This window comes from Escherichia sp. E10V10 (assembly GCF_004211985.1).
Taxonomy (GTDB): Bacteria; Pseudomonadota; Gammaproteobacteria; order Enterobacterales; family Enterobacteriaceae; genus Escherichia.
On record NZ_RHJO01000010.1, the window covers coordinates 31439 to 55965 of the forward strand.

The 24527-nt window shown below is 49.2% G+C and carries 24 protein-coding genes; 13 read left to right on the top strand and 11 right to left on the bottom strand.

The genetic code is table 11. The features are described from left to right. The first annotated feature begins 62 nt into the window (after positions 1-62). Positions 63-602 (top strand): DUF2058 domain-containing protein, encoded by a 540-nt coding sequence (locus tag D9736_RS13655; protein ID WP_130206149.1) that lies wholly within the window; start codon positions 63-65, stop codon positions 600-602. 227 nt (positions 603-829) lie between these two features. Here D9736_RS13655 and fghA read toward each other — a convergent pair whose 3' ends face one another. The 7 genes from fghA to D9736_RS13690 form a co-directional block, all read right to left on the bottom strand. Continuing rightward, entirely contained in the window at positions 830-1663 is an 834-nt protein-coding gene (fghA, locus tag D9736_RS13660; RefSeq protein WP_130258518.1) for an S-formylglutathione hydrolase, read from the bottom strand. A 92-nt stretch (positions 1664-1755) separates the two neighbouring features. Next, positions 1756-2865, bottom strand: a complete 1110-nt coding sequence (gene frmA, locus D9736_RS13665; protein ID WP_130258519.1) for an S-(hydroxymethyl)glutathione dehydrogenase — start codon at positions 2863-2865, stop codon at positions 1756-1758. Positions 2866-2899: 34 nt separating this feature from the next. Next, the gene (gene frmR / locus D9736_RS13670; RefSeq protein WP_001141271.1) at positions 2900-3175 is read right to left on the bottom strand and encodes a formaldehyde-responsive transcriptional repressor FrmR; all 276 of its coding nucleotides are present in this window, start codon (positions 3173-3175) and stop codon (positions 2900-2902) included. 188 nt (positions 3176-3363) lie between these two features. Then, complete coding sequence (locus D9736_RS13675) at positions 3364-4137, bottom strand: YaiO family outer membrane beta-barrel protein (protein WP_130258520.1); 774 nt, start codon at positions 4135-4137, stop codon at positions 3364-3366. A 1-nt stretch (position 4138) separates the two neighbouring features. After that, a complete protein-coding gene (locus D9736_RS13680) occupies positions 4139-4732 on the bottom strand; it encodes an acetyltransferase (RefSeq protein ID WP_240731131.1) in 594 nt (197 codons plus the stop codon). Beyond that, on the bottom strand, positions 4698-5894 hold the full coding sequence (locus D9736_RS13685; RefSeq protein WP_130258521.1) for a glycosyltransferase family 2 protein: 1197 nt from the start codon (positions 5892-5894) through the stop codon (positions 4698-4700). The genes D9736_RS13680 and D9736_RS13685 overlap by 35 nt, the downstream gene beginning before the upstream one ends. 9 nt (positions 5895-5903) lie before the next feature. Beyond that, positions 5904-6575, bottom strand: a complete 672-nt coding sequence (locus D9736_RS13690; RefSeq protein WP_130258522.1) for a PIG-L deacetylase family protein — start codon at positions 6573-6575, stop codon at positions 5904-5906. Between the two features lie 622 nt (positions 6576-7197). On the opposite strand from D9736_RS13690, the gene tauA reads away from it, so the two are divergent. The 4 genes from tauA to tauD are packed head-to-tail and all read left to right on the top strand — an operon-like array spanning position 7198 to position 10612. Then, positions 7198-8160 (top strand): taurine ABC transporter substrate-binding protein, encoded by a 963-nt coding sequence (tauA, locus tag D9736_RS13695; RefSeq protein WP_001018415.1) that lies wholly within the window; start codon positions 7198-7200, stop codon positions 8158-8160. Between the two features lie 12 nt (positions 8161-8172). Further along, positions 8173-8940 (top strand): taurine ABC transporter ATP-binding subunit, encoded by a 768-nt coding sequence (tauB, locus tag D9736_RS13700; protein ID WP_130258523.1) that lies wholly within the window; start codon positions 8173-8175, stop codon positions 8938-8940. Further along, entirely contained in the window at positions 8937-9764 is an 828-nt protein-coding gene (tauC, locus tag D9736_RS13705; protein ID WP_130258524.1) for a taurine ABC transporter permease TauC, read from the top strand. The genes tauB and tauC overlap by 4 nt, the downstream gene beginning before the upstream one ends. Next, entirely contained in the window at positions 9761-10612 is an 852-nt protein-coding gene (gene tauD, locus D9736_RS13710) for a taurine dioxygenase (protein ID WP_130258525.1), read from the top strand. The genes tauC and tauD overlap by 4 nt, the downstream gene beginning before the upstream one ends. 40 nt (positions 10613-10652) lie before the next feature. Here the strand turns inward: tauD and hemB are convergent, their stop codons facing one another. Continuing rightward, on the bottom strand, positions 10653-11627 hold the full coding sequence (hemB, locus tag D9736_RS13715; protein ID WP_130206167.1) for a porphobilinogen synthase: 975 nt from the start codon (positions 11625-11627) through the stop codon (positions 10653-10655). Positions 11628-12152: 525 nt separating this feature from the next. Between hemB and ehaB the strand changes: the two genes are divergently transcribed. Both ehaB and iprA read left to right on the top strand, forming a co-directional pair. Beyond that, complete coding sequence (ehaB, locus tag D9736_RS13720; RefSeq protein ID WP_130258526.1) at positions 12153-15101, top strand: autotransporter adhesin EhaB; 2949 nt, start codon at positions 12153-12155, stop codon at positions 15099-15101. 87 nt (positions 15102-15188) lie between these two features. After that, a complete protein-coding gene (iprA, locus tag D9736_RS13725) occupies positions 15189-15812 on the top strand; it encodes a hydrogen peroxide resistance inhibitor IprA (RefSeq protein WP_130206171.1) in 624 nt (207 codons plus the stop codon). On the opposite strand, the gene ampH is transcribed toward iprA, so the two are convergent. Continuing rightward, positions 15813-16970 (bottom strand): D-alanyl-D-alanine-carboxypeptidase/endopeptidase AmpH, encoded by a 1158-nt coding sequence (gene ampH / locus D9736_RS13730; protein WP_130258527.1) that lies wholly within the window; start codon positions 16968-16970, stop codon positions 15813-15815. Positions 16971-17321: 351 nt separating this feature from the next. On the opposite strand from ampH, the gene sbmA reads away from it, so the two are divergent. Continuing rightward, positions 17322-18542: a peptide antibiotic transporter SbmA gene (gene sbmA, locus D9736_RS13735; RefSeq protein ID WP_130215390.1), complete on the top strand. Its 1221-nt coding sequence runs from the start codon at positions 17322-17324 to the stop codon at positions 18540-18542. 12 nt (positions 18543-18554) lie between these two features. Further along, positions 18555-19649, top strand: coding sequence for a surface-exposed outer membrane lipoprotein YaiW (yaiW, locus tag D9736_RS13740; protein ID WP_130215392.1), 1095 nt, complete (start codon positions 18555-18557; stop codon positions 19647-19649). 52 nt (positions 19650-19701) lie between these two features. Here yaiW and D9736_RS13745 read toward each other — a convergent pair whose 3' ends face one another. Then, entirely contained in the window at positions 19702-20010 is a 309-nt protein-coding gene (locus D9736_RS13745; RefSeq protein WP_064527077.1) for a YaiY family protein, read from the bottom strand. 260 nt (positions 20011-20270) lie between these two features. Here D9736_RS13745 and D9736_RS13750 point away from each other — a divergent pair, with 260 nt between their 5' ends. Further along, the gene (locus D9736_RS13750; RefSeq protein WP_130206179.1) at positions 20271-20483 is read left to right on the top strand and encodes a DUF2754 domain-containing protein; all 213 of its coding nucleotides are present in this window, start codon (positions 20271-20273) and stop codon (positions 20481-20483) included. Positions 20484-20697: 214 nt separating this feature from the next. On the opposite strand, the gene ddlA is transcribed toward D9736_RS13750, so the two are convergent. Next, complete coding sequence (gene ddlA / locus D9736_RS13755; protein ID WP_130258528.1) at positions 20698-21792, bottom strand: D-alanine--D-alanine ligase; 1095 nt, start codon at positions 21790-21792, stop codon at positions 20698-20700. A 462-nt stretch (positions 21793-22254) separates the two neighbouring features. On the opposite strand from ddlA, the gene iraP reads away from it, so the two are divergent. From iraP to psiF, 3 genes are all read left to right on the top strand, one after another. Beyond that, positions 22255-22515: an anti-adapter protein IraP gene (iraP, locus tag D9736_RS13760; protein WP_064527081.1), complete on the top strand. Its 261-nt coding sequence runs from the start codon at positions 22255-22257 to the stop codon at positions 22513-22515. Positions 22516-22615: 100 nt separating this feature from the next. Further along, positions 22616-24031, top strand: a complete 1416-nt coding sequence (phoA, locus tag D9736_RS13765) for an alkaline phosphatase (RefSeq protein ID WP_130215400.1) — start codon at positions 22616-22618, stop codon at positions 24029-24031. Between the two features lie 118 nt (positions 24032-24149). Then, positions 24150-24470 (top strand): phosphate starvation-inducible protein PsiF, encoded by a 321-nt coding sequence (psiF, locus tag D9736_RS13770; RefSeq protein WP_130206185.1) that lies wholly within the window; start codon positions 24150-24152, stop codon positions 24468-24470. Positions 24471-24527: the final 57 nt, after the last annotated feature.

The following is a 24527-nucleotide window of genomic DNA, read 5'->3' on the forward strand; positions in this document are numbered from 1 at the left end:
ATACACCTACGGCGTTTACAGGTATACTCGCTAAAAATTATTCAGCGGGTTTGGAAACAAAGATGGCAAAACTTACCTTACAAGAGCAGTTGCTCAAAGCAGGATTAGTCACCAGCAAAAAAGCGGCGAAGGTCGAGAGAACGGCGAAAAAATCGCGCGTTCAGGCGCGTGAAGCTCGGGCGGCGGTAGAAGAAAATAAAAAGGCACAGCTTGAGCGTGATAAACAGCTTAGCGAGCAACAAAAACAAGCGGCGTTGGCGAAAGAATATAAAGCCCAGGTGAAGCAGCTTATTGAAATGAACCGAATCACCATTGCCAATGGCGATATTGGTTTTAACTTTACCGATGGTAATCTGATTAAGAAGATTTTTGTTGATAAGCTCACACAGGCGCAGTTGATTAATGGTCGTCTGGCGATTGCCCGCTTGTTGGCCGATAACAATAGCGAAGGTGAATACGCCATTATTCCCGCCAGCGTTGCCGATAAAATTGCTCAGCGCGATGCCAGCAGTATTGTGTTGCATAGTGCACTCAGCGCCGAAGAGCAGAATGAAGATGATCCGTATGCCGACTTCAAAGTGCCTGATGATTTGATGTGGTAAACATAGATAAGCCGTGCGCAGATGCCTGATGCGACGCTTTGCGCGTCTTATCAGGCCTACGGTTTACGAGCGAAATGTGGGCCGGATAAGGCGTTTACGCCGCATCCGACAGTCGTGCGCAGATGCCTGATGCGACGCTTTTCGCGTCTTATCAGGCCTACGGTTTATGGGCGAAATGTAGGCCGGATAAGGCGTTCACGCCGCATCCGGCAGTCGTGCGCAAATGCTCAACGCATATTCAATTTATTGGCGTGGTAGGCAATATGCTCGCCAATAAAACTGGAGACAAAATAATAGCTGTGGTCGTAACCTTCGTGATAACGGATTAACGCCTTGATATTCATCTCCTGACAGACCTTTTCAAGATTTTGAGTCCGCAACTGTTCCGCGTAAAAATCATCACTCAACCCCTGATCAACCATGATTTCCGCAACGCGTTGACCTTGTGAAATAAGGCTCACCGGATCGTAATCCAACCAGGTTTCTTTATTTTCACCAAGATATGTGGCAAAGGCTTGCTGGCCCCACGGTACTTGCGAAGGGGAAACAATGGGCGAAAACGCCGAGACGCTGACATATTCATCTGGATTACGTAACGCCAGTACCAGCGCGCCCAGCCCGCCCATAGAATGACCTGAAATAGACTTTCTGGCCGTTGCCGGAAAATGTTGCATCACTAAATCCGGCAGCTCGCTGCGGATATAGTCATACATTTTGTAATGCTCTTTCCACGGCGCTTGCGTCGCGTTCAGGTAAAACCCAGCACCTTGCCCGAGATCGTAACGGTCGGCATCTGCGACATGACTGCCTCGCGGACTGGTGTCCGGCACAACAACAATAATGTTGTGTTCAGCCGCGTAACGCTGCATTCCCGATTTGGTAATGAAATTCTGCTCGTTGCAGGTCAGGCCCGAAAGCCAGTACAGCACCGGCAATTTTTCATTCGCGGCTTTTGGTGGGAGATAGACGCCGACATTCATTTCACATTTCAGTGATTGGGAATAATGCCGATACACATTTTGCCAGCCGCCAAAGCTGGCATGTTTTTCAATGAGTTCCATCAGTCATTATCTCACGGTTAATTCCCCGGACGGCTGCCCGGGGACGGTATTAAGAACCTCGTCTGAACTGGACGGGGTAAACCTGCGGGAAATTAGTAACGAATTACGGTTCGAATGGATTTGCCTTCATGCATCAGATCAAAGGCGTCATTAATTTCATCCAGGCTCATGGTATGCGTAACAAACGGTTCCAGGTCGATATCACCTTTCATCGCATCTTCAACCATACCCGGTAACTGGGAACGACCTTTCACGCCACCAAACGCGGAACCTTTCCATACGCGACCGGTGACCAACTGGAATGGGCGCGTTGAAATTTCCTGACCGGAACCTGCTACCCCGATGATCACCGACTGACCCCAGCCGCGGTGCGCACTTTCCAGCGCCGCACGCATCACATTGACGTTACCGATGCACTCGAAGGTATGGTCGATACCCCATTTGTTGATATCCAGCAGGACATCTTTAATCGGTTTGTCGTAGTCATTCGGGTTAATGCAGTCGGTGGCACCGAAGCGACGCGCCAGATCGAATTTCTTCGGGTTCGTATCAATAGCGATAATCCGTCCCGCTTTCGCCTGACGAGCGCCCTGAACCACTGCCAGACCAATCGCGCCAAGACCAAACACGGCAACAGAATCACCTGGCTGGACTTTAGCAGTATTATGCACCGCGCCAATGCCGGTGGTCACGCCACAGCCCAGCAGGCAGACGTGTTCATGGTTTGCTTCTGGATTAATTTTGGCCAGAGACACTTCCGCAACCACGGTGTATTCACTGAATGTGGAACAGCCCATGTAGTGATAAAGCGGCTGCCCGTTGTAAGAAAAACGGGTGGTGCCGTCTGGCATCAGGCCTTTGCCCTGGGTTTCGCGAACCGCGACACAGAGGTTGGTTTTGCCGGAACGACAGAACTCACACTCGCCGCACTCTGCGGTATAAAGTGGAATCACATGGTCGCCAGGTTTGACGCTGGTTACGCCTTCACCGACTTCAACCACAACGCCAGCCCCTTCGTGACCAAGAACGACCGGGAATACACCTTCCGGGTCATAGCCGGAGAGGGTAAATGCGTCGGTATGGCAAACGCCGGTATGGGTAACTTTGATCAGCACTTCACCTTTTTTCGGTGGTGCAACGTCAATTTCAACGATTTCCAGCGGTTTACCGGGAGCAAATGCAACGGCAGCACGTGATTTCATCTTTCGCTCTTCCTCAATATGGTAATAGATTCAGCTATTTAAGATAGGCTCGAACCAGTTCAATAGTGTCGTCAACGGATTGGCTGACTTCACGGCTGTAGCAGTCATTTCGGTCAAACGTTTCCCGGATATGGCTTTCAAGCACTTCTGCCATCAGCCCGTTAGCCGCGCCCCGAACGGCGGCTATCTGTTGGAGTATGGCACGGCATTCGGCATCACCCTCCAGCGACCGTTCCAGAGCATCAATCTGCCCCCGAATACGACGAACTCGAGTAAGGACCTTTTTCTTCTCTTCCGGAGTACTGGGCATTTCGCACCTCATCATCTGCACGCAATATACTATAGGGGGGTATGCTATATGCCAATGCATACCCCCCTATAGTATATAACACTGGAGAATAAAATTTATCCGGTGAATGTGGGCGGAAAACGAAAAGGAAAGTGTTTGGGCGCTAATCGGCAGGGAAGGCCGCCCTGGATAGCGGGCGGCAGAAGGAATCAAAATTTCCAGGTCAGATGGGCTGCGAGTTGCAAGCCGTCATAATCATCGGTTGGGGTGTCGTACCACACTTTACCTGCCGTCAGCCCCAAATTAAGTTGCTCTGTTAAAGGCTGAATACGCTGTAAACTGACGCTCTTCATACTGCCGTGTCGTGTCTCTGGCGACCAGTCATAAGTGTAAGCTCCGGTCCCGCGAGTTAGCCAAAGCTGGGTATAACCACCGCCGCGCGTATCGTTCAGGCGCAGGGAAATCATATTGCTGTAACTGCCGCCCGCATCGCTTGAGTCATAATGGGTATAGCGATAGCTGGTGATCACCGGGCCGGTATAAAGCGAAACGCCACCCTGCCAGGCATTAACGTCAACGTCATCGTAATATTTGGTGTAGCGATAACCGGTCGTAAACGCCGTTTTTGGCAGCAGGGCCAGGTTAATATCCTGACGAAAATCCTGGCGGGCAAAGACCGGCGTATTATCCGCAAATGCAATACCCGTTCGGGTCGTCAGCCAGTTATTCCATTTATACCAGACAGCACCCTGGCCGCGTGTGGCATTGAAACTTTCAGTCTCGTAATCTCGACGTCCCTGGGAAAGATTGAAAAGCAGTGTTGCGTTTTCAACCTTTGCGATCAGTTCGGCATACGCTAAATTACGGTTACCATGATCGCCAGAATAATCGGTAAAATCGTAGCCTGCGGTAATAGATGTTAACCCGGCATAAGCGGGCAATGCGCTAAAGACTGCTGCCGCTAATAACGTCCGTTTTATCATTTTAATCTCCTGTACGGATAAGTTCTTGCCGGAGTGAGTAATTTCCGGTAGGTAAATTACGTTCTACAATAACGCGTGGACCAAGCTGTGTATTCGGAGAAATAATTCGCCCCGGTAAAATAATAACCTGCACACCAAGTCGTGAACGCCGACCAATATAACAACCTAATTTATCGCATCCGGTAGCGATAGTACCTTCCGCGGTGCGAACCGATACTGGCTGTTCATCCAGACGATGATTACTGGTACGCACCAGCGCGCCTAAATATGCCCCGCTTGCTACCACCGAGTCGGCAATAAAACATTGCGGACCAATCGTTGCTTCCGCTTCAATAACCGCATTTTTTATTTCTGTGGCAAAACCAATTTTTACACCATTGCTGATTACCGTGTTGGGGCGAATAAAAGCATAATTGCCAATCAGGCAATTTGCGCCAATCACTACCGGTCCTTGAATCACTGCACCGTGGCAAATACGGGTATTGGTGCCAATAATAACTTCACCAGCACTCTCATCAATAATTACCTGGTCTGCAATCTGAATATTTTTCTCTTTAACATTAAGCTTCAGATAGCTTTTCAGTTCCTGCGACAGAAGAGTTGGAATAAGCGGTTGGCGCTTCCACCAGTGCGGTATAACGAGTGGGTTTGTCGCGCTGAGGTTCGCGTCCAGTAAAAAAGGCAATAAGTCCATAAATAATCCAGATGGCATAAGCTAATAATACATACACAACGGAAAAAGGCGCTAAAGGCACCAATAACCAGCAACGATGAAACCAGGCGCTAAAAGCACCAATAACACAAACTACGCCGACCCAGATAAGTGGAAACATTGCCAATATTACGCCATGTGGCCCGGTGGCGATGAATTCATTAAACCAGGTAGTGAGATAAATCCCAACGCCATAAAGCACAACCAGCAGCATGGGGAAAATACTGAATATGCCAAAGCGGCTAAATAAAAGTTTTTTATGTAGGCGCATACATACCGCGTAGCCCACAATCCAGCGCCGCCAGCGTCGCCATTCATCAAGCGGACTATTGCATTCCTGCGGATAAACGATGCAGCGATTCGCTTGACGAACACGGTAGCCATTAGCCACCAACGTCCAGGTAAGGTCGAGGTCTTCGACTTTGGTACGATCAGAGAAACCAAATTTACGCAGCACATCGGTGCGAAACATCCCGCAGGCTCCGCTGACAATAAACGGCGCACCACCCAATAGTTGCTGTAGCGTGCGCTTCATAACGATCATTGGCAACTTCACCGTCGCGCGGATGTGCGGCAGCAGGCCAGCGCCTTTTAACGCGGTGGAGGGAATGCCGCCTACGGCGTCAGCGCCGCGCTCAATTTCCGCCAACATATAGCCCATGCCGTTTTTATCGGGCGGGACGTAAGTATCGGCATCGCTTAAAAAAACCTGGTCGCAGGTGGCGTAGTTGAGGCCATTCATTAGCGCACCACCTTTACCGGTATTTTTTTGCGTGACGGCAACAAAGCGGTCGCCCCATTTACGTTTTACTTCTGCCATGACTGCTTCGGTATTATCAGTGGAGCCGTCGTTAACGCAAATTACCTGGCAAAAATAAGGGTTGTGTAGCAGATTTTCCAGCGACTGAGCCAGACAAGGGCCTTCGTTATAGGCAGGAATAATTGCGTCAATACAGCCTTTTTTTTGGCTGGGCTTACGCCTTAACGTACTCAGGAACCATAGTAATATTGCTACGGCCATACATATAAAGATCCAGGTTTTCATGCAATCTGCTCAAAGAATCATTTTATGAATAACAAAGCCTTCACCCAGGTCGCTATTGACCTGTTGTCCGCGAAATTGTGCGACAGCACGCAAACGTTCCGGGCGCATATAATCACGCAGACTCTGACTTTTATGTTTTTGTAACGCGTTTAGTTTTATAGAAAAATATTTCTCTTCCACGGATTCAAAAACCTGGGGCATAAATGAAAGCCAGGTACTTGGCGTTTCGTAGCCGAGAATTTGAGGAATTGCCCGACAGGCCACCATTGACGCCTGATAAACGGCCAGATGATCCTGATGGCGGTCGGCATCATGCATGGTATAGACACGAATGATTTCAACATCAGACGGAATTTGAGACTTAATGATATTTTCCAGGGCGGTAATCATATCATTGAGATGTAAATGAGCACGGGTATCAGCAAAATTAAGATGAATAGTCTGCTGGCATCCTAATATCTTTAGGGCTTCGCGTGACTCTGCGTGGCGATCGATTATTCCATCGGTACCAGAATTGCCGGTAGTCATAACTACGGCAGCAATATAAATTCCTTTTTGCGCAAGACGAGCGAGCGATGCGCCGCAGCCTAATTCTATATCGTCAGGGTGTGCGCCAATAGCAAGAATACCTTTCTTTTTATTTTTTGAAGAAAGGAGAGCAGAATTTAAAACCTTATCCACTTAATGACACTCCATTTTAATTATTATACTGCAAGCGCAGCGATACGCGCAGAGACGTAATCTCTGGCGCAAGCAGACGTTAAAATTTATACGTAATGAAAGTTGCTAATAACTTAGTGCCAGGATGCTATGAGGGGCTGAAAATCGACAGGGTAAAGTTTTTTTTACGTAGTTCATATGTTAGGTTTTTGTGTGTTTGCTATGTATAGTTATTTTCTTTTGCGCATTGTATTTAGATGTGAATTAGTTTGTCAATTAATTGCATTTAAAAAATATGTTCAATGAACGGATATTGTTTATATAAATGTTGTGAATGTAATATGCAGTGGGCGAAAAACAATACAGTAGTATATTTAATGCGAATATAATAACTTTATCATATATTTTGGTTTTAATAAAAATAAGAAGATAGTAAATCTCGTAATCTGACTTTTTATGCATCAATAAAATGCAGTGCAGCAATTTCCCCGAGTTGTGAGATGATGCCAATTGCATAATTAACCTTTCCTTTGCTGTTTTTTTGCTAAGAATAAAATCATCTGTACCATAACGACTAATTCTTTTATCAAATGTCTTTGTCCGCGAATACTGCTCCCATAACAAGACAGGGGAGCAGACAATCATGGCAATTTCATCGCGTAACACACTTCTTGCCGCACTGGCATTCATCGCTTTTCAGGCGCAGGCGGTGAACGTCACTGTGGCCTATCAAACCTCCGCCGAACCAGCGAAAGTCGCACAGGCTGATAACACCTTTGCCAAAGAGAGCGGGGCGACGGTGGACTGGCGTAAGTTTGACAGCGGGGCCAGCATCGTGCGGGCCTTGGCCTCGGGCGATGTGCAAATCGGTAATCTTGGTTCCAGCCCATTGGCGGTAGCTGCCAGCCAACAGGTGCCGATTGAAGTCTTCTTGCTGGCGTCAAAACTGGGCAACTCCGAGGCGTTGGTGGTAAAGAAAACCATCAGCAAACCGGAAGACTTGATTGGTAAACGTATCGCCGTGCCGTTTATCTCCACGACACACTACAGCCTGCTGGCGGCGCTGAAACACTGGGGCATTAAACCTGGGCAAGTGGAGATAGTGAACCTGCAGCCGCCCGCGATTATCGCCGCCTGGCAACGGGGAGATATCGATGGCGCTTATGTCTGGGCGCCTGCGGTTAACGCCCTGGAAAAAGACGGCAAGGTGCTGACCGATTCTGAACAGGTCGGGCAGTGGGGCGCGCCGACGCTGGACGTCTGGGTAGTGCGGAAAGATTTTGCCGAGAAACATCCTGAGGTCGTGAAAGCGTTCGCTAAAAGCGCCATCGATGCTCAGCAACCATACATTGCTAACCCAGACGCGTGGCTGAAACAGCCGGAAAACATCAGCAAACTGGCGCGCTTAAGCGGCGTGCCGGAAGGTGACGTACCGGGGCTGGTGAAGGGAAACACCTATCTGACGCCGCAGCAGCAAACGGCAGAACTGACCGGACCGGTGAACAAAGCGATCATCGACACTGCCCAGTTTTTGAAAGATCAGGGTAAAGTCCCCGCCGTGGCGAATGATTACAGCCAGTACGTTACCTCTCGCTTCGTGCAATAAAAGGAGGCGCAGATGCTGCAAATCTCTCATCTTGACGCCGATTATGGCGGCAAACCAGCACTGGAAGATATCAACCTGACGCTGGAAAGCCGCGAACTGCTGGTAGTGCTGGGACCGTCCGGCTGTGGCAAAACCACGTTGCTGAATTTAATTGCTGGTTTTGTGCCTTATCAGCACGGCAGCATTCAACTGGCGGGCAAACACATTCAGGGACCGGGAGCAGAACGCGGCGTGGTTTTTCAGAATGAAGGATTGCTACCGTGGCGCAATGTGCAGGATAACGTGGCGTTCGGTCTGCAACTGGCGGGGATGGAGAAAATGCAGCGTCTGGAAATTGCTCTCCAGATGCTGAAAAAAGTAGGTCTGGAAGGCGCAGAAAAACGCTTCATTTGGCAGCTTTCTGGAGGCCAGCGTCAGCGAGTGGGGATTGCCCGCGCGCTGGCGGCAAATCCCCAACTGTTATTACTCGACGAGCCGTTTGGCGCGCTGGACGCCTTTACCCGCGACCAGATGCAAACCTTGTTGCTGAAACTCTGGCAGGAGACGGGCAAGCAGGTACTGTTGATTACTCACGATATAGAGGAAGCGGTGTTTATGGCGACCGAGCTGGTTCTGCTTTCGCCAGGGCCAGGGCGTGTGCTGGAGCGTCTTCCGCTCGACTTCGCTCGCCGCTTTGTTGCGGGAGAATCGAGTCGCAGCATCAAGTCCGATCCACAGTTTATTGCCATGCGCGAATATGTTTTAAGCCGCGTATTTGAGCAACGGGAGGCGTTCTCATGAGTGTGCTCATTAACGAAAAACTGCATTCGAGTCGGTTGAAATGGCGCTGGCCGCTCTCGCGGCAAGTGACCTTAAGCATTGGTACGTTAGCGGTTTTACTCACCGTATGGTGGACGGTGGCGACGCTGCAACTGATTAGCCCGCTGTTTTTGCCGCCGCCGCAACAGGTACTGGAAAAACTGCTCACCATTGCCGGACCGCAAGGCTTTATGGACGCCACGCTGTGGCAGCATCTGGCTGCCAGCCTGACGCGCATTATGCTGGCGCTATTTGCAGCGGTGTTGATCGGTATTCCGGTCGGGATCGCGATGGGACTTAGCCCTACGGTACGCGGCATTCTGGATCCGGTAATCGAGCTTTATCGTCCGGTGCCGCCGCTGGCCTATTTGCCGCTGATGGTGATCTGGTTTGGTATTGGCGAGACGTCGAAGATCTTACTGATCTATTTAGCGATTTTTGCACCGGTGGCGATGTCGGCGCTGGCGGGGGTGAAAAGCGTGCAGCAGGTTCGCATTCGTGCCGCCCAGTCGCTGGGGGCCAGCCGTATACAGGTGCTGTGGTTTGTCATTTTGCCTGGCGCGCTGCCGGAAATCCTCACCGGATTACGCATTGGTCTGGGTGTGGGTTGGTCTACGTTGGTGGCGGCGGAGCTGATTGCCGCAACGCGAGGCTTAGGTTTTATGGTCCAGTCAGCAGGTGAATTCCTCGCGACTGACGTGGTGCTGGCGGGGATCGCGGTGATTGCGATTATCGCCTTTCTTTTAGAACTGGGTCTGCGTGCGTTACAACGCCGCCTGACGCCCTGGCATGGAGAAGTACAATGAGTGAACGTCTGAGCATTACCCCGCTGGGGCCGTATATTGGCGCACAAATTTCGGGTGCCGACCTGACGCGCCCGTTAAGCGATAATCAATTTGAACAGCTTTACCATGCGGTGCTGCGTCATCAGGTGGTTTTTCTGCGTGAACAGGCGATAACGCCACAGCAGCAACGTGCGCTGGCTCAGCGTTTTGGCGAACTGCATATTCACCCTGTTTATCCTCATGCCGAAGGGGTTGACGAGATCATCGTACTGGACACCCATAACGATAATCCGCCTGATAACGACAACTGGCACACCGATGTGACATTTATTGAGACGCCGCCAGCAGGGGCGATTCTCGCAGCGAAAGAGTTGCCATCGACCGGTGGCGATACGCTCTGGACCAGCGGTATTGCCGCCTATGAGGCGCTCTCTGTTCCCTTCCGCCAGCTTTTGAGCGGGCTGCGCGCGGAGCATGATTTCCGTAAATCGTTCCCGGAATACAAGTACCGCAAAACCGAAGAGGAACATCAACGTTGGCGCGAGGCGGCCGCGAAGAATCCGCCGTTGTTACATCCAGTGGTGCGTACTCATCCGGTGAGCGGCAAACAGGCGCTGTTTGTGAATGAAGGCTTTACTACGCGAATTGTCGATGTCAGCGAGAAAGAGAGCGAAGCCTTGTTAGGCTTTTTGTTTGCCCATATCACCAAACCGGAGTTTCAGGTGCGTTGGCGCTGGCAACCGAATGATATTGCGATTTGGGATAACCGCGTGACTCAGCACTATGCTAATGCCGATTATTTGCCACAGCGGCGGATTATGCATCGCGCGACGATTCTCGGGGATAAACCATTTTATCGGGCGGGGTGAAGGGGAAATGCCGGGTTGGGATAACCCGGCATAATGATCATTAACGCAGAATCTTCTTCTCAGCCAGATCCAGCGCAAAGTAGCTGAAAATCAGATCCGCACCCGCACGCTTAATCGAACCTAAGCTTTCGAGCACCACTTTCTCTTCATCTATAGCACCTGCCAGTGCGGCGAATTTAATCATCGCGTACTCACCGCTCACCTGATACGCGCCAATCGGCAATTCAGTACGTTCACGCAGCTCACGCACGATGTCGAGGTACGCACCAGCTGGTTTAACCATCAGGCAGTCTGCGCCCTGGGCTTCATCCAGCAGTGACTCACGAATCGCCTCACGACGGTTCATTGGGTTCATCTGATAGCTTTTGCGATCGCCTTTTAATGCGCTTCCGGCCGCTTCACGGAACGGACCATAAAAGGAGGAGGCGAACTTGGTCGAATACGACATGATCGCGGTGTCGGTAAAGCCCGCAGCGTCCAGCGCCTGGCGAATCGCCTGCACCTGACCGTCCATTGCAGCGGAAGGGGCGATGAAGTCAGCACCGGCAGCAGCTGCAACCACCGCTTGTTTGCCTAAATTCACCAGGGTTGCGTCGTTGTCGACACCGTGATCGCACAACACGCCGCAGTGTCCGTGAGAAGTGTATTCACAGAAACAGGTGTCTGACATGACGATCATTTCAGGCACGGTCTGCTTGCAGATGCGCGACATACGCGCCACCAGACCATCTTCCCGCCAGGCATCACTGCCGGTTTCATCAGTATGGTGAGAGATGCCGAAAGTCATCACCGAACGAATACCGGCGTTGGCGATGCGTTCGATTTCACGCGCCAGATGTTTCTCTGGAATGCGCATCACGCCGGGCATAGCTTCAACGGCTTTGTAGTCGTCAATTTCTTCTTCAACAAAGATCGGCAACACCAGGTCGTTAAGGCTAAGTGTTGTCTCTTCAAACATAGCGCGCAGCGCAGGAGATTTGCGCAGGCGACGAGGGCGTTGGATTAAGTCTGTCATGGTCTGCCTGATGTTTGTGGAATTAAGGTGCACAGTATACCTGATGCTGGGCGGGAGTGTTTTACGAAAGTTGTCGCGATGTTGATAAGAAGAGAACGAAAGAGAGGTCAGGACATCTTTGTAATAGAAATAGCAATGATTTTATATTCACTGCAAATATTTTTAATTTTTATTTATAATCTTCAATTATTGTTTTTGTTGATTTGGTTGAGCTGTCAAAAATTGAATGGCTTAAAGTTCATTGTTTATTGATAAATTATTTATCTGATTTGTTGGTTTGATATTTTTAGAAGCTATAATTCAAAATTAACGCTTTCATTAACGTGTTGAAAAACTGTGTTTTTGTCAGTTTTTTCTTTGCGTGTGTAGATGTTTTTTATATATGTCCACATTCGGACTTAGGGGAAAGAATAATTGAACCATTCGTCTGTAACGCAGCATAATCGTTAGCGCGAAACATAATATGTTTTCTATGCATTGATAATTGATGGATCAACTTATTACGTCCCTGAGGAGGGATGACAAATGCACTCCTGGAAAAAGAAACTTGTAGTATCACAATTAGCATTGGCTTGCACTCTGGCTATCACCTCTCAGGCTAATGCAGCGACCAACGATATTTCTGGTCAAACTTACAATACTTTTCATCACTACAACGACACCACTTATGCTGATGACGTTTACTATGATGGTTATGTAGGCTGGAACAACTATGCCGCTGATAGCTATTACAACGGCGATATCTACCCGGTCATTAATAACGCTACCGTTAACGGCGTAATTTCTACCTACTATCTGGACGACGGTATTTCTACTAATACCAACGCCAATAGTCTGACAATCAAAAACAGCACTATTCACGGTATGATTTATTCCGAGTGCATGACAACTGATTGTGCTGATCGTGCGGATGATTACTACCATGACCGTCTGGCGCTGACCGTTGATAACTCAACGATCGACGACAACTACGAACACTATACATATAACGGCACCTACAATAATGCCGCTGATACTCATGTTGTAAACGTATTTAACATTGGTACGGCTATCACTCTGGATCAGGAAGTTGATCTGTCCATCTCTAATAACTCTCACGTAGCAGGTATTACGCTGACTCAGGGTTATGAGTGGGAAGATATCGACGACAACACTGTCAGCACTGGTGTAAACAGCAGCGAAGTATTTAATAATACCATCACTGTTAAAGATTCTACCGTGACCTCTGGTTCATGGACTGATGAAGGTACTACTGGTTGGTTTGGTAATACCGGTAATGCCAGTGATTACAATGGTAATGGCTGGAATGCTGATGATATCGCATTAGCCGTTATTGCACATCCTGATGCTGATAACGCTATGCAGACCACTGCAACATTCGATAATTCCACACTGATGGGTGATGTATTCTTCTCAAGTAACTTTGATGAGAACTTCTTCCCACATGGTCGTGATAGCTATCGTGATGCTGACGGTGATGTAGATACTAACGGTTGGGATGGTACCGATCGCTTGGATCTGACCCTGAACAATGGTAGCAAGTGGGTTGGTGCGGCAATGTCTGCACATCAGGTTGGTGTTGATATTGATGGCGATGGTGTAAATGAATCTTATACCTATGATATCAATACCGAAGCCACTGCCACTCTGATCGACATCGCAGCTAACAGCCTGTGGCCTTTATCAACAGTGGGCGTGGAAAACAGCGACTCTTCATACAGCGAATTTGATCACATCATCGGTAACGAAGTTTACCAGAGCGGTCTGTTCAATGTGACCTTGAACACCGGTTCACAGTGGGATACCACCAAAACTTCTCTGATCGACACTCTGAGCATCAACAGTGGTTCAACTGTTAATGTTGCTGATTCAATGCTGATTTCTGACTCTATCTCTCTGACAGGTCTTTCTGCGCTGAACATCAACGAAGATGGTCACGTTGCAACTGATTCACTGACTATCGACAACAGTACCGTAACCATCTCTGATGAAGTTTCTGCTGGTTGGGCTGTAGGTGATGCAGCTCTGTATGCGAACAACATCAAAGTGACTAACGACGGTATTCTGGATGTAGGTAACACAGCAGCGAATGCTCTTCAGGTTGATACTCTGAACCTGACCAGCACCACTGATACCAGTGGTAACATTCACGCTGGTGTATTCAACATCGAAAGCAACCGCTTCGTACTTGATGCAGACCTGACCAACGACCGTACCAACGACACTACCAAGTCAAACTACGGTTATGGCTTAATCGCAATGAACTCTGATGGTCACCTGACTATTAACGGTAACGGCGATAACGATAACACTGCTTCTATCGAAGCTGGTCAGAACGAAGTTGATAACAATGGTGACCATGTTGCAGCTGCAACCGGTAACTACAAAGTTCGTATCGACAACGCTACTGGTGCTGGTTCTATCGCTGACTACAACGGCAACGAGCTGATCTACGTTAACGACAAAAACAGCGACGCTACCTTCTCTGCTGCTAACAAAGCTGACCTGGGTGCATACACCTACGAAGCTCGTCAGGAAGGTAACACCGTTGTTCTGCATCAGACCGAGTTGACTGACTACGCTAACATGGCGCTGAGCATCCCATCTGCAAACACCAATATCTGGAACCTGGAACAAGACACCGTTGGTACTCGTTTGACCAACTCTCGTCATGGTCTGGCTGATAACGGCGGCGCATGGGTAAGCTACTTCGGTGGTAACTTCAACGGCAACAACGGTACCATTGACTACGATCAGGATGTTAACGGCATCATGGTCGGTGTTGATACCAAAATTGATGGTAACAACGCTAAGTGGATCGTCGGTGCAGCTGCAGGCTTCGGTAAAGGCGACATGAATGACCGTTCTGGTCAGGTGGATCAAGACAGCCAGTCTGCCTACATCTACTCTTCTGCTCGCTTCGCGAACAACATCTTTGTTGATGGTAGCTTGAGCTACTCTCACTTCAACAACGATCTGTCTGCAACCATGAGCAACGGTACTTACGTTGACGGTAGCACCAACTCTGACGCATGGGGCTTCGGTTTGAAAGCCGGTTACGACTTCAAACTGGGTGATGCTGGTTACGTAACTCCTTACGGCAGCATTTCTGGTCTGTTCCAGTCTGGTGATGACTACCAGCTGAGCAATGACATGAAAGTTGACGGTCAGTCTTACGACAGCATGCGTTATGAACTGGGTGTAGATGCAGGTTATACCTTCACTTACAGCGAAGACCAGGCTCTGACTCCGTACTTCAAACTGGCTTACGTCTACGACGACTCTAACAACGATAACGATGTGAACGGCGATTCCATCGATAACGGTACTGAAGGGTCTGCGGTACGTGTTGGTCTGGGTACTCAGTTCAGCTTCACCAAGAACTTCAGCGCCTATACCGATGCTAGCTACCTCGGTGGTGGTGACGTAGATCAAGATTGGTCCGCGAACGTGGGTGTTAAATATACCTGGTAATATTCTTCACTCTGAAGAAATACTGGTAATTTAATCTAAATAATGCCCGTCAAGGATTTGACGGGCATTACTGCAAAGGACGCGCAAATGTTATCTGTAGTTAAACCTCTTCAGGAATTTGGTAAGCTCGATAAATGTTTGTCCAGATACGGCACGCGCTTCGAGTTTAATAATGAAAAACAAGTCATATTCTCCAGTGATGTAAACAGCGAAGACACATTCGTTATTTTAGAAGGTGTTATCTCTCTCCGTAGAGAAGAAAACGTACTTATCGGTATTACGCAGGCCCCCTATATTATGGGACTGACTGATGGTTTAATGAAAAACGATATACCATACAAATTAATATCAGAAGGAAACTGTACGGGATATCATCTACCAGCCAAACAAACCATTACTCTTATTGAACAAAATCAACTCTGGCGCGACGCTTTTTACTGGTTAGCCTGGCAAAATAAAATTCTGGAATTACGCGACGTTCAGCTCATTGGGCATAATTCCTACGAGCAAATCCGTGCGACGTTATTATCAATGATTGATTGGAATGATGAATTACGATCGCGTATTGGTGTAATGAATTATATCCATCAACGTACACGCATATCACGTTCCGTTGTGGCAGAAGTTCTTGCGGCTTTACGCAAGGGCGGTTATATCGAAATGAATAAAGGCAAACTGGTCGCAATCAACCGTTTGCCTTCAGAGTATTAATCAGGAAGCGGGAATGACCATCGGTTTATTCCCGCTAAGTTCGGTCACCAAATCATTGATGCCATCGCTCATATTTTTAAACCGTGTTAATGGTGAGCGGGTCACGACCACAAACGCACCGATATTTTTTTGCGGGATCATCGCCATATAGGTAATGAAGCCACCGCCACCACCGGTCTTCTGAATAATACCCGGACGTCCATCTTTCGGTGCCATATACACCCAGCCTAAACCGAGTGCATCCGCTCTGCCTGGCACATCCATGCCAATCACTTTCGTAAACTGTGCACGCTGATAAATCAGCGTCTGCATGCGATCCGCCTGGTGACTGCGCTGATAAAAATCAGAAGACAAATATTGCTGCATCCAGCGCATCATATCGCCAGGTGTGGAATAAACGCCGCCGCTGCCAATGGCCGCCAGCGTATTGTTACACGGACTGGCACCGCGCTCGGCAACCATCAAACGGCGGCACTGGTCCGGTGATGGTGTGTAGGTGGTGTCTTTCATCCCCAGCGGACGGGTAATCTGCTCTTCAAACAATTGGGTATAAGGCTTACCGGACGCATTCGCCAGCGCATCCGCCAGCAGGTCGAACGCAAGGTTGGAGTACGCGGCCTGGCTGCCTGGCGCGGCTTTTAGCTTCGCCGTAGAAAGATATTTCCAGCGTTGCTCTCGCGTCGGCCAGACAAACACCGGGCGATTTGCCGCACCGCCGGGCTGTTCACGGGGCAGGGCGCTGGTGTGGGTTGCCAGATTCACCAACGTGATGGGGGCTCCGTTGTAAGTTGGCACGCGTGCGCCTGGCGGGGCATATTTACTCAGTGGATCGTTTAACTTCACTGTCCCCTGGTCCAGCAATTTCACCAGCATCTCACTGGTCATCAACTTGGTGAGCGAAGCAATACGTACTACCGAATCCAACTGCGGGCGAACGTTATTACCAGGGCGAGTTTCACCATAACTGCGAAAGACACGCTGATTACCGTCGATAACGACCAGCGCCATCCCGGTGGCACCGCTGCCGTAAAAAATATGATCGGCATAGCGATCAACAATATCAGAGGCGAATTCAGGTTCGGCGATAGGTTGCGCCGCGTGGACAGAGGTCAATGACGCCGCACACAGCACGGCAGAAAAAAGCAGACTACGTTTCAACGGTGGTGTCCATAAATTAAATGAAGGTAACTGAGCGTATTTATACTACTCGTTGATGGATTGCAAAGCGCAAATTAGTGCAATAATAGTGTTAAAAACGTAACGGCGCGTAAACACGTTCTTTTTCCTGCTCACCAATGTCTGCATTTGTGATCCTGTACGTGTTAATGCGCTTATGTAAACAATCCTTTGTTTGTGAAATCCGTCGAAACAATTCTTCCGGTCAGGAAGACGAACTAAGCGCTCCGCGGTTGGTCACAATGGGCGGTTTCATTTGGCTGACTCTTTGAAGCGGCCATGCGGTTAATACACAGCAGTTGCTAAAACGATAAGAAGCTAGCAGGAGAGCATATGTTTAAGTCTTTTTTCCCAAAACCGGGAGCCTTTTTTCTCTCGGCCTTTGTTTGGGCATTGATTGCCGTCATCTTCTGGCAAGCGGGAGGCGGTGACTGGGTTGCCCACATCACCGGGGCTTCCGGGCAGATACCGATTAGCGCTGCCCGTTTCTGGTCGTTAGACTTCCTGGTTTTTTACGCTTATTACATTGTTTGCGTAGGACTTTTTGCGCTGTTCTGGTTTATCTACAGCCCACATCGTTGGCAATACTGGTCAATACTCGGCACTGCGCTAATTATCTTCGTGACCTGGTTTCTGGTGGAAGTTGGGGTTGCAGTCAACGCCTGGTATGCACCGTTTTATGACCTGATTCAAACCGCGCTCAGTTCGCCGCATAAAGTGACCATCGAACAGTTTTATCGCGAGGTGGGCGTCTTTCTGGGGATAGCACTGATCGCGGTGGTTATCAGTGTGTTGAACAATTTCTTTGTCAGCCACTACGTGTTTCGCTGGCGTACGGCGATGAACGAATACTACATGGCGAACTGGCAGCAACTGCGCCATATCGAAGGGGCCGCGCAGCGTGTGCAGGAAGACACCATGCGTTTTGCTTCAACGCTTGAGAATATGGGCGTCAGCTTTATTAATGCCATCATGACGCTGATCGCCTTCTTGCCGGTGTTGGTGACGCTCTCCGCACACGTGCCAGAGTTGCCGATTGTGGGGCACATTCCGTATGGTTTGGTGATTGCCGCGATTATCTGGTCGCTGATGGGGACCGGATTACTGGCGGTTGTGGGGATCAAACTTCCGGGACTTGAGTTTAAAAACCAGCGAGTAGAGGCAGCTTACCGTAAAGAGCTGGTCTATGGTGAAGACGACGCCACGCGTGCGACACCGCCAACGGTGCGCGAGTTGTTCAGCGCGGTACGGAAGAACTATTTCCGCCTCTATTTTCACTATATGTATTTCAACATCGCCCGCATTCTCTACCTGCAGGTCGATAACGTTTTCGGTTTGTTCTTGCTGTTTCCGTCGATTGTTGCCGGTACGATTACGCTCGGCCTGATGACCCAAATAACCAACGTTTTTGGTCAGGTTCGCGGCGCTTTCCAGTATCTGATTAACTCATGGACCACGCTGGTCGAGTTGATGTCGATCTACAAACGTCTGCGCAGCTTTGAACATGAACTGGATAATGACAAAATTCAGGAAGTAACCCATACATTGAGTTAAAAAGGAGAGGTAATGTCGCGAGTCAATCATCTGTCTTCGCTTTCATTGTTGGCGGTTCTGGTTTTAGCGGGGTGTAGCAGTCAGGCGCCACAGCCGTTGAAAAAGGGCGAAAAAGCGATAGATGTGGCGAGCGTGGTGCGGCAGAAGTTACCCGCCAGCGTAAAAGACCGCGATGCCTGGGCGAAAGATCTTGCCACCACTTTTGAAAGCCAGGGGCTGGCACCGACACTGGAAAATGTCTGCTCGGTGCTGGCGGTGGCGCAGCAGGAGTCAAATTATCAGGCAGATCCGGTCGTTCCTGGATTAAGTAAAATCGCCTGGCAAGAGATTGATCGCCGCGCCGAACGAATGCACATTCCTGCTTTTCTGGTTCATACCGCGCTAAAAATCAAATCGCCAAATGGTAAAAGCTACAGCGAACGGTTAGATTCCGTGCGCACGGAAAAGCAGCTGAGTGCAATTTTTGACGATCTGATCAGCATGGTGCCGATGGGGCAGACGCTGTTTGGTTCGCTTAACCCGGTGCGCACCGGTGGGCCGATGCAGGTTAGCATTGCTTTTGCCGAACAGCATACCAGGGGGTATCCGTGGAAAATGGACGGTACGGTACGTCAGGAGGTCTTCAGTCGTCGCGGCGGATTATGGTTCGGGACTTACCATTTACTCAATTATCCTGCCAGCTATAGCGCGCCGATTTTCCGTTTCGCCGATTTTAATGCCGGTTGGTACGCCAGTCGTAATGCCGCGTTTCAGAATGCGGTCAGCAAAGCCAGCGGCGTGAAGCTGGCGCTGGATGGTGATTTGATTCGTTATGACAGTAAAGAGCCGGGTAAAACAGAACTGGCGACGCGTAAGCTGGCGGGCAAACTGGGAATGAGCGACAGCGAAATTCGTCGTCAGCTCGAGAAAGGGGATAGTTTCTCTTTTGAAGAGACGGCGTTGTATAAGAAGGTTTATCAACTCGCCGAAGCGAAAACGGGTAAATCGCTACCGCGTGAAATGTTGCCCGGTATTCAACTGGAAAGCCCGAAAATCACCCGTAACCTTACTACCGCATGGTTTGCGAAGCGCGTCGATGAAAGACGAGCGCGTTGTATGAAGCCGTGACCAATAGGTAATCGTAGGCCAGATGTTTACGTCGCATCTGGCAAAATAAATCTTACTGGCGGCGATGTCGCCAGTGCAGCCACACCGCAACCACCGCAAAGATGAAGCAGCCAACCAAAAACGGGATCAGCCCGAAAATGGTGCCGACTCCCAGACCAATTTCCACCCGTGGGCGGCCTGTCTCCTGGACCTGCATTAAACGCTCATAGACACCTGGCGCATGCACCAACAAATTCAGCAATTGCGCCCCAGCCCAAAAGCAAAACAGCACAAACAATGCATAGGCAATGTTGCCAGGCGTTGAAGAGGCATCGCGATATTTTCCGCTAAACAGCGATTTTGACAGGGTGAAATCAGCCATAAAAACCTCCGGAAGTCATCTGCTTCTCTTCTGGTGTGATACCAGCGGCTTATGGCAAGTCTGACAGGTCATTGGGATTGTCAATATCAGAATCATGGTAAATTGATGTTGGGAATATTCCCGAAGCGAGAATATTCGTCATGAGTCACAAAATTGCAACCTTAAGTTAAATTTTTTTAACGGTTCTGGAAATGCTGTCTACACAACAGACGGATGTTGCAGAATATGCAAGGATGTTGTTTTTCGTTAACGGAGCTGCCATGAATCTGCCTGTAAAAATCCGCCGCGACTGGCATTACTATGCGTTCGCCATTGGCCTTATATTCATTCTTAATGGCGTGGTGGGGTTGCTGGGGTTTGAAGCTAAAGGTTGGCAGACCTATGCCGTCGGTCTGGTGACGTGGGTGATGAGTTTCTGGCTGGCGGGGCTGATTATTCGTCGTCGCGATGACGATACTGAAAACGCCCAATAACAGAAGATTGGGCGTTCTGGAGTGCAGGCAAAGTGCTCGTTGTTTATGCCGGATGCGGCGTAAACGCCTTGTCCTGTCTACAAAATCGTGCAAAATCAGTATATTGCAATTATCTGGTAGGCCTGGTAAGCCTGGTAAGCGAAGCGCATCAGGCAATCTTACGTTTGCCATCAGCCTGAAATGCCCAACAAAATAGTTATTGGGCATCCAAAAATTACATGGTGGTTTTCAATGCGTTATCCGCTGCGTGACGCTCCAGCGCCAGCTCAATCAAACGCGTGATCAGGTCGGTGTAGCCCAGACCACTGGCTTGCCACAGCTTCGGATACATACTGATGTTGGTAAAGCCTGGCAGCGTGTTGATCTCGTTGATCACCACCTCGTTTTCCGGCGTTAAAAAGACGTCTACACGCGCCATGCCAGCACATCCCAACGCCTGGTAAGCCTGAACGGCAATCGCCCGAATCTTATCGTTGATTTCCGGCGCAATGTCCGCAGGAACCACCACTTTCGCGCCATCTTCGTCAATGTACTTGGTGTCGTAGGCGTAGAAATCGCTGGTCAGTACGATCTCGCCACAGGTACTGGCTTGCGGATTGTCATTACCCAGAACCGCACATTCGATCTCACGACCTTTGATCCCTTGCTCAACGATCACCTTGTGATCGAATTCGAACGCCAGATCGACAGCAAGGGCATACTGCTCTTCGCTGGTCACTTTGCTAACGCCAACAGAGGAACCCTGATTAGCTGGTTTTACAAACAGCGGCAACCCAAGTTTAGACTTCACTTCGGCGAAGCTGATTTTGTGGCGATTGGTGCGCGTCAGGGTAATAAATGGCGCGATGTTCAATCCAGCGTCACGCAGCAGACGTTTGGTGACGTCTTTATCCATGCATGCAGCAGAAGCCAGAACATCGGAACCGACAAACGGTAGATTGGCGACCCGCAGCATTCCCTGCAAGGAACCATCTTCACCCAACGTACCGTGGACAATTGGCAAAATGACATCCACCGTCGGCAACGGCTGGCCGTTCTGCGCATCAATAAGTTGCTGTTCATGTTTACCCGGCACCTGCGCGAGACTGGTGGCCGAAGGGCGCAGCGCAATATGGGCAGGATCGTCTGCGTTCAGCAAATAATTGCTGGCATCGCTGACGTGCCATTGCCCTTGTTTATCAATGCCCAGCAGCACAACGTCAAAGCGACTTTTATCAATGGCATCGACAATGTTTTTTGCCGATTGCAGAGACACTTCATGTTCTGCTGACTTTCCACCAAAAACGATTCCTACCCGCAGTTTTTCCATCTTAAAAACCTATCCCGTAGAACACAAAGAGCATACATTACCACGACAAAACGGGGGATTCGCGGCCTTCTGACAGTTTGTTGCAATCTTCTGCTGATAAACCGTGCAGCTTGCGGGGTAAGATTCATCGCTGACTAAATTATGTGCGTAAGATCACAAAAATGATGAACGGGAAACTAATTTATTCCTGGTGTGAATTGCTGCCCGGATGGTTATTATACGTAATAATAAGTTAACCAAGAGGATATATTCCATAACTTTTTATTATAAAAAACATTAATAATTGTATACCTATATTTTATGTGTGGAATTATTTAAAAATAGAGAAACGTTTCGCTGATAAATGTGAAAAAAATATTTGCTAAAATTATTTCCTCTGTCATAAAAATACTACATCAAGACTCTATGCAGTTGTGAAACATAATGTTAACTTCTCCATACTTTGGATAAGGAAATACAGATATGAAAAATCTCATTGCTGAGTTGTTATTTAAGCTTGCCCAAAAGGAAGAGGAGTCGAAAGAATTGTGCGCGCAGGTCGAAGCACTAGAGATTATCGTTACTGCGATGCTTCGCAATATGGCGCAAAATGACCAACAGCGGTTGATTGATCAGGTTGAAGGGGCGCTATACTCGGTAAAGCCCGATGCCAGCATTCCTGATGACGATACGGAGCTGCTGCGCGATTACGTAAAGAAGTTATTGAGGCATCCTCGTCAGTAAAAAGTTAAGCCCTCCAACCGTTGTCATAATGCTGTCATGCCAGAGACTTATAGTCGCTTTGTTTTTATTTTTTAATGTATTTGTACATGGAGAAAATAAAGTGAAACAAAGCACTATTGCACTGGCTCTCTTGCCGTTACTGTTTACCCCTGTTACTAAAGCCCGGACCCCAGAGATGCCAATTCTGGAAAACCGGGCGGCACAGGGGGATATTACCGCGCCTGGCGGCGCTCGCCGATTAACGAGCGATCAGACCGCTGCCTTACGCGATTCTCTTAGCGATAAACCCGCGAAAAATATTATTTTATTGATTGGTGATGGGATGGGGGATTCGGAAATCACTGCCGCACGCAATTATGCTGAAGGCGCGGGCGGTTTTTTTAAAGGGATCGATGCCTTGCCGCTTACCGGACAATACACCCATTATGCGCTGGATAAAAAAACCGGAAAACCAGACTACGTGACCGACTCCGCAGCGTCAGCAACGGCCTGGTCAACTGGCGTCAAAACGTATAACGGCGCGCTGGGTGTCGATATTCATGAAAAAGATCATCCAACGATTCTGGAATTGGCAAAAGCCGCAGGGCTGGCGACCGGCAACGTTTCAACGGCTGAAATACAGGATGCCACTCCCGCCGCGCTAGTGGCGCATGTGACCTCGCGCAAATGCTATGGCCCGAGCGTTACCAGCGAAAAATGCCCGAGCAACGCGCTGGAAAAAGGTGGAAAAGGATCGATTACTGAACAACTGCTTAACGCCCGTGCCGATGTTACGCTTGGCGGCGGCGCAAAAACCTTTGCTGAAACGGCAACCGCCGGTGAATGGCAGGGAAAAACGCTGCGTGAACAGGCACAGGCGCGTGGTTATCAGTTAGTCAGCGATACCGCATCGCTGAATGCGGTGACGGAAGCGAACCAGCAAAAACCCCTGCTTGGACTGTTTGCTGACGGCAATATGCCAGTGCGCTGGCAAGGACCGAAAGCAACGTACCACGGTAATATCGATAAGCCCGCAGTCACCTGTACCCCGAATCCGCAACGCAATGACAGTGTGCCTACGCTGGCGCAGATGACCGATAAAGCCATTGAACTACTGAGCAAAAATGAGAAAGGATTCTTCCTGCAAGTTGAAGGTGCGTCGATCGATAAACAGGATCACGCCGCGAATCCTTGTGGCCAAATTGGCGAGACGGTCGATCTCGATGAAGCCGTACAGCGGGCGCTGGAATTTGCCAAAAAGGATGGCAACACACTGGTGGTGGTCACCGCTGACCACGCCCACGCCAGCCAGATTGTCGCGCCAGATACCAAAGCACCGGGTCTGACTCAGGCGTTAAACACCAAAGATGGCGCAGTGATGGTGATGAGTTACGGGAATTCCGAAGAGGATTCACAAGAGCATACCGGTAGCCAGTTGCGTATTGCTGCATATGGTCCGCAGGCTGCGAATGTGGTTGGTTTGACCGATCAGACCGATCTCTTCTACACCATGAAAGCTGCACTGGGGCTGAAATAACACCGAACCCGGCGGCTAATTTTGGCTGTCGGGTGGTTTTTTTGCTGTTAGCAACCAGACTTAAAAGCAGATCAAGGGCGCAAACGCTCCTGGTTAAAATGTGAAGAGGGATGGTGCTATGAAAATAACATTACTGGTTACCCTGCTATTCGGCCTGGTTTTTTTAACCACTGTCGGCGCTGCCGAGAGAACGTTAACCCCACAACAACAGCGTATGACCTCCTGTAATCAACAGGCGACAGCGCAGGCGTTGAAAGGGGATGCCCGTAAGACATACATGAGTGATTGCCTGAAGAACAGCAAATCTGCGCCCGGTGAAAAGAGTTTGACACCGCAGCAGCAGAAGATGCGCGAATGTAATAGTCAGGCGACGCAGCAATCTCTGAAAGGTGATGATCGTAATAAGTTTATGAGTACCTGCCTCAAGAAAGCCGCGTAATACCTATAGTGCTAACGGGTGAGTTAAGAAAATGGCTCACCCGAAATATCATACTCC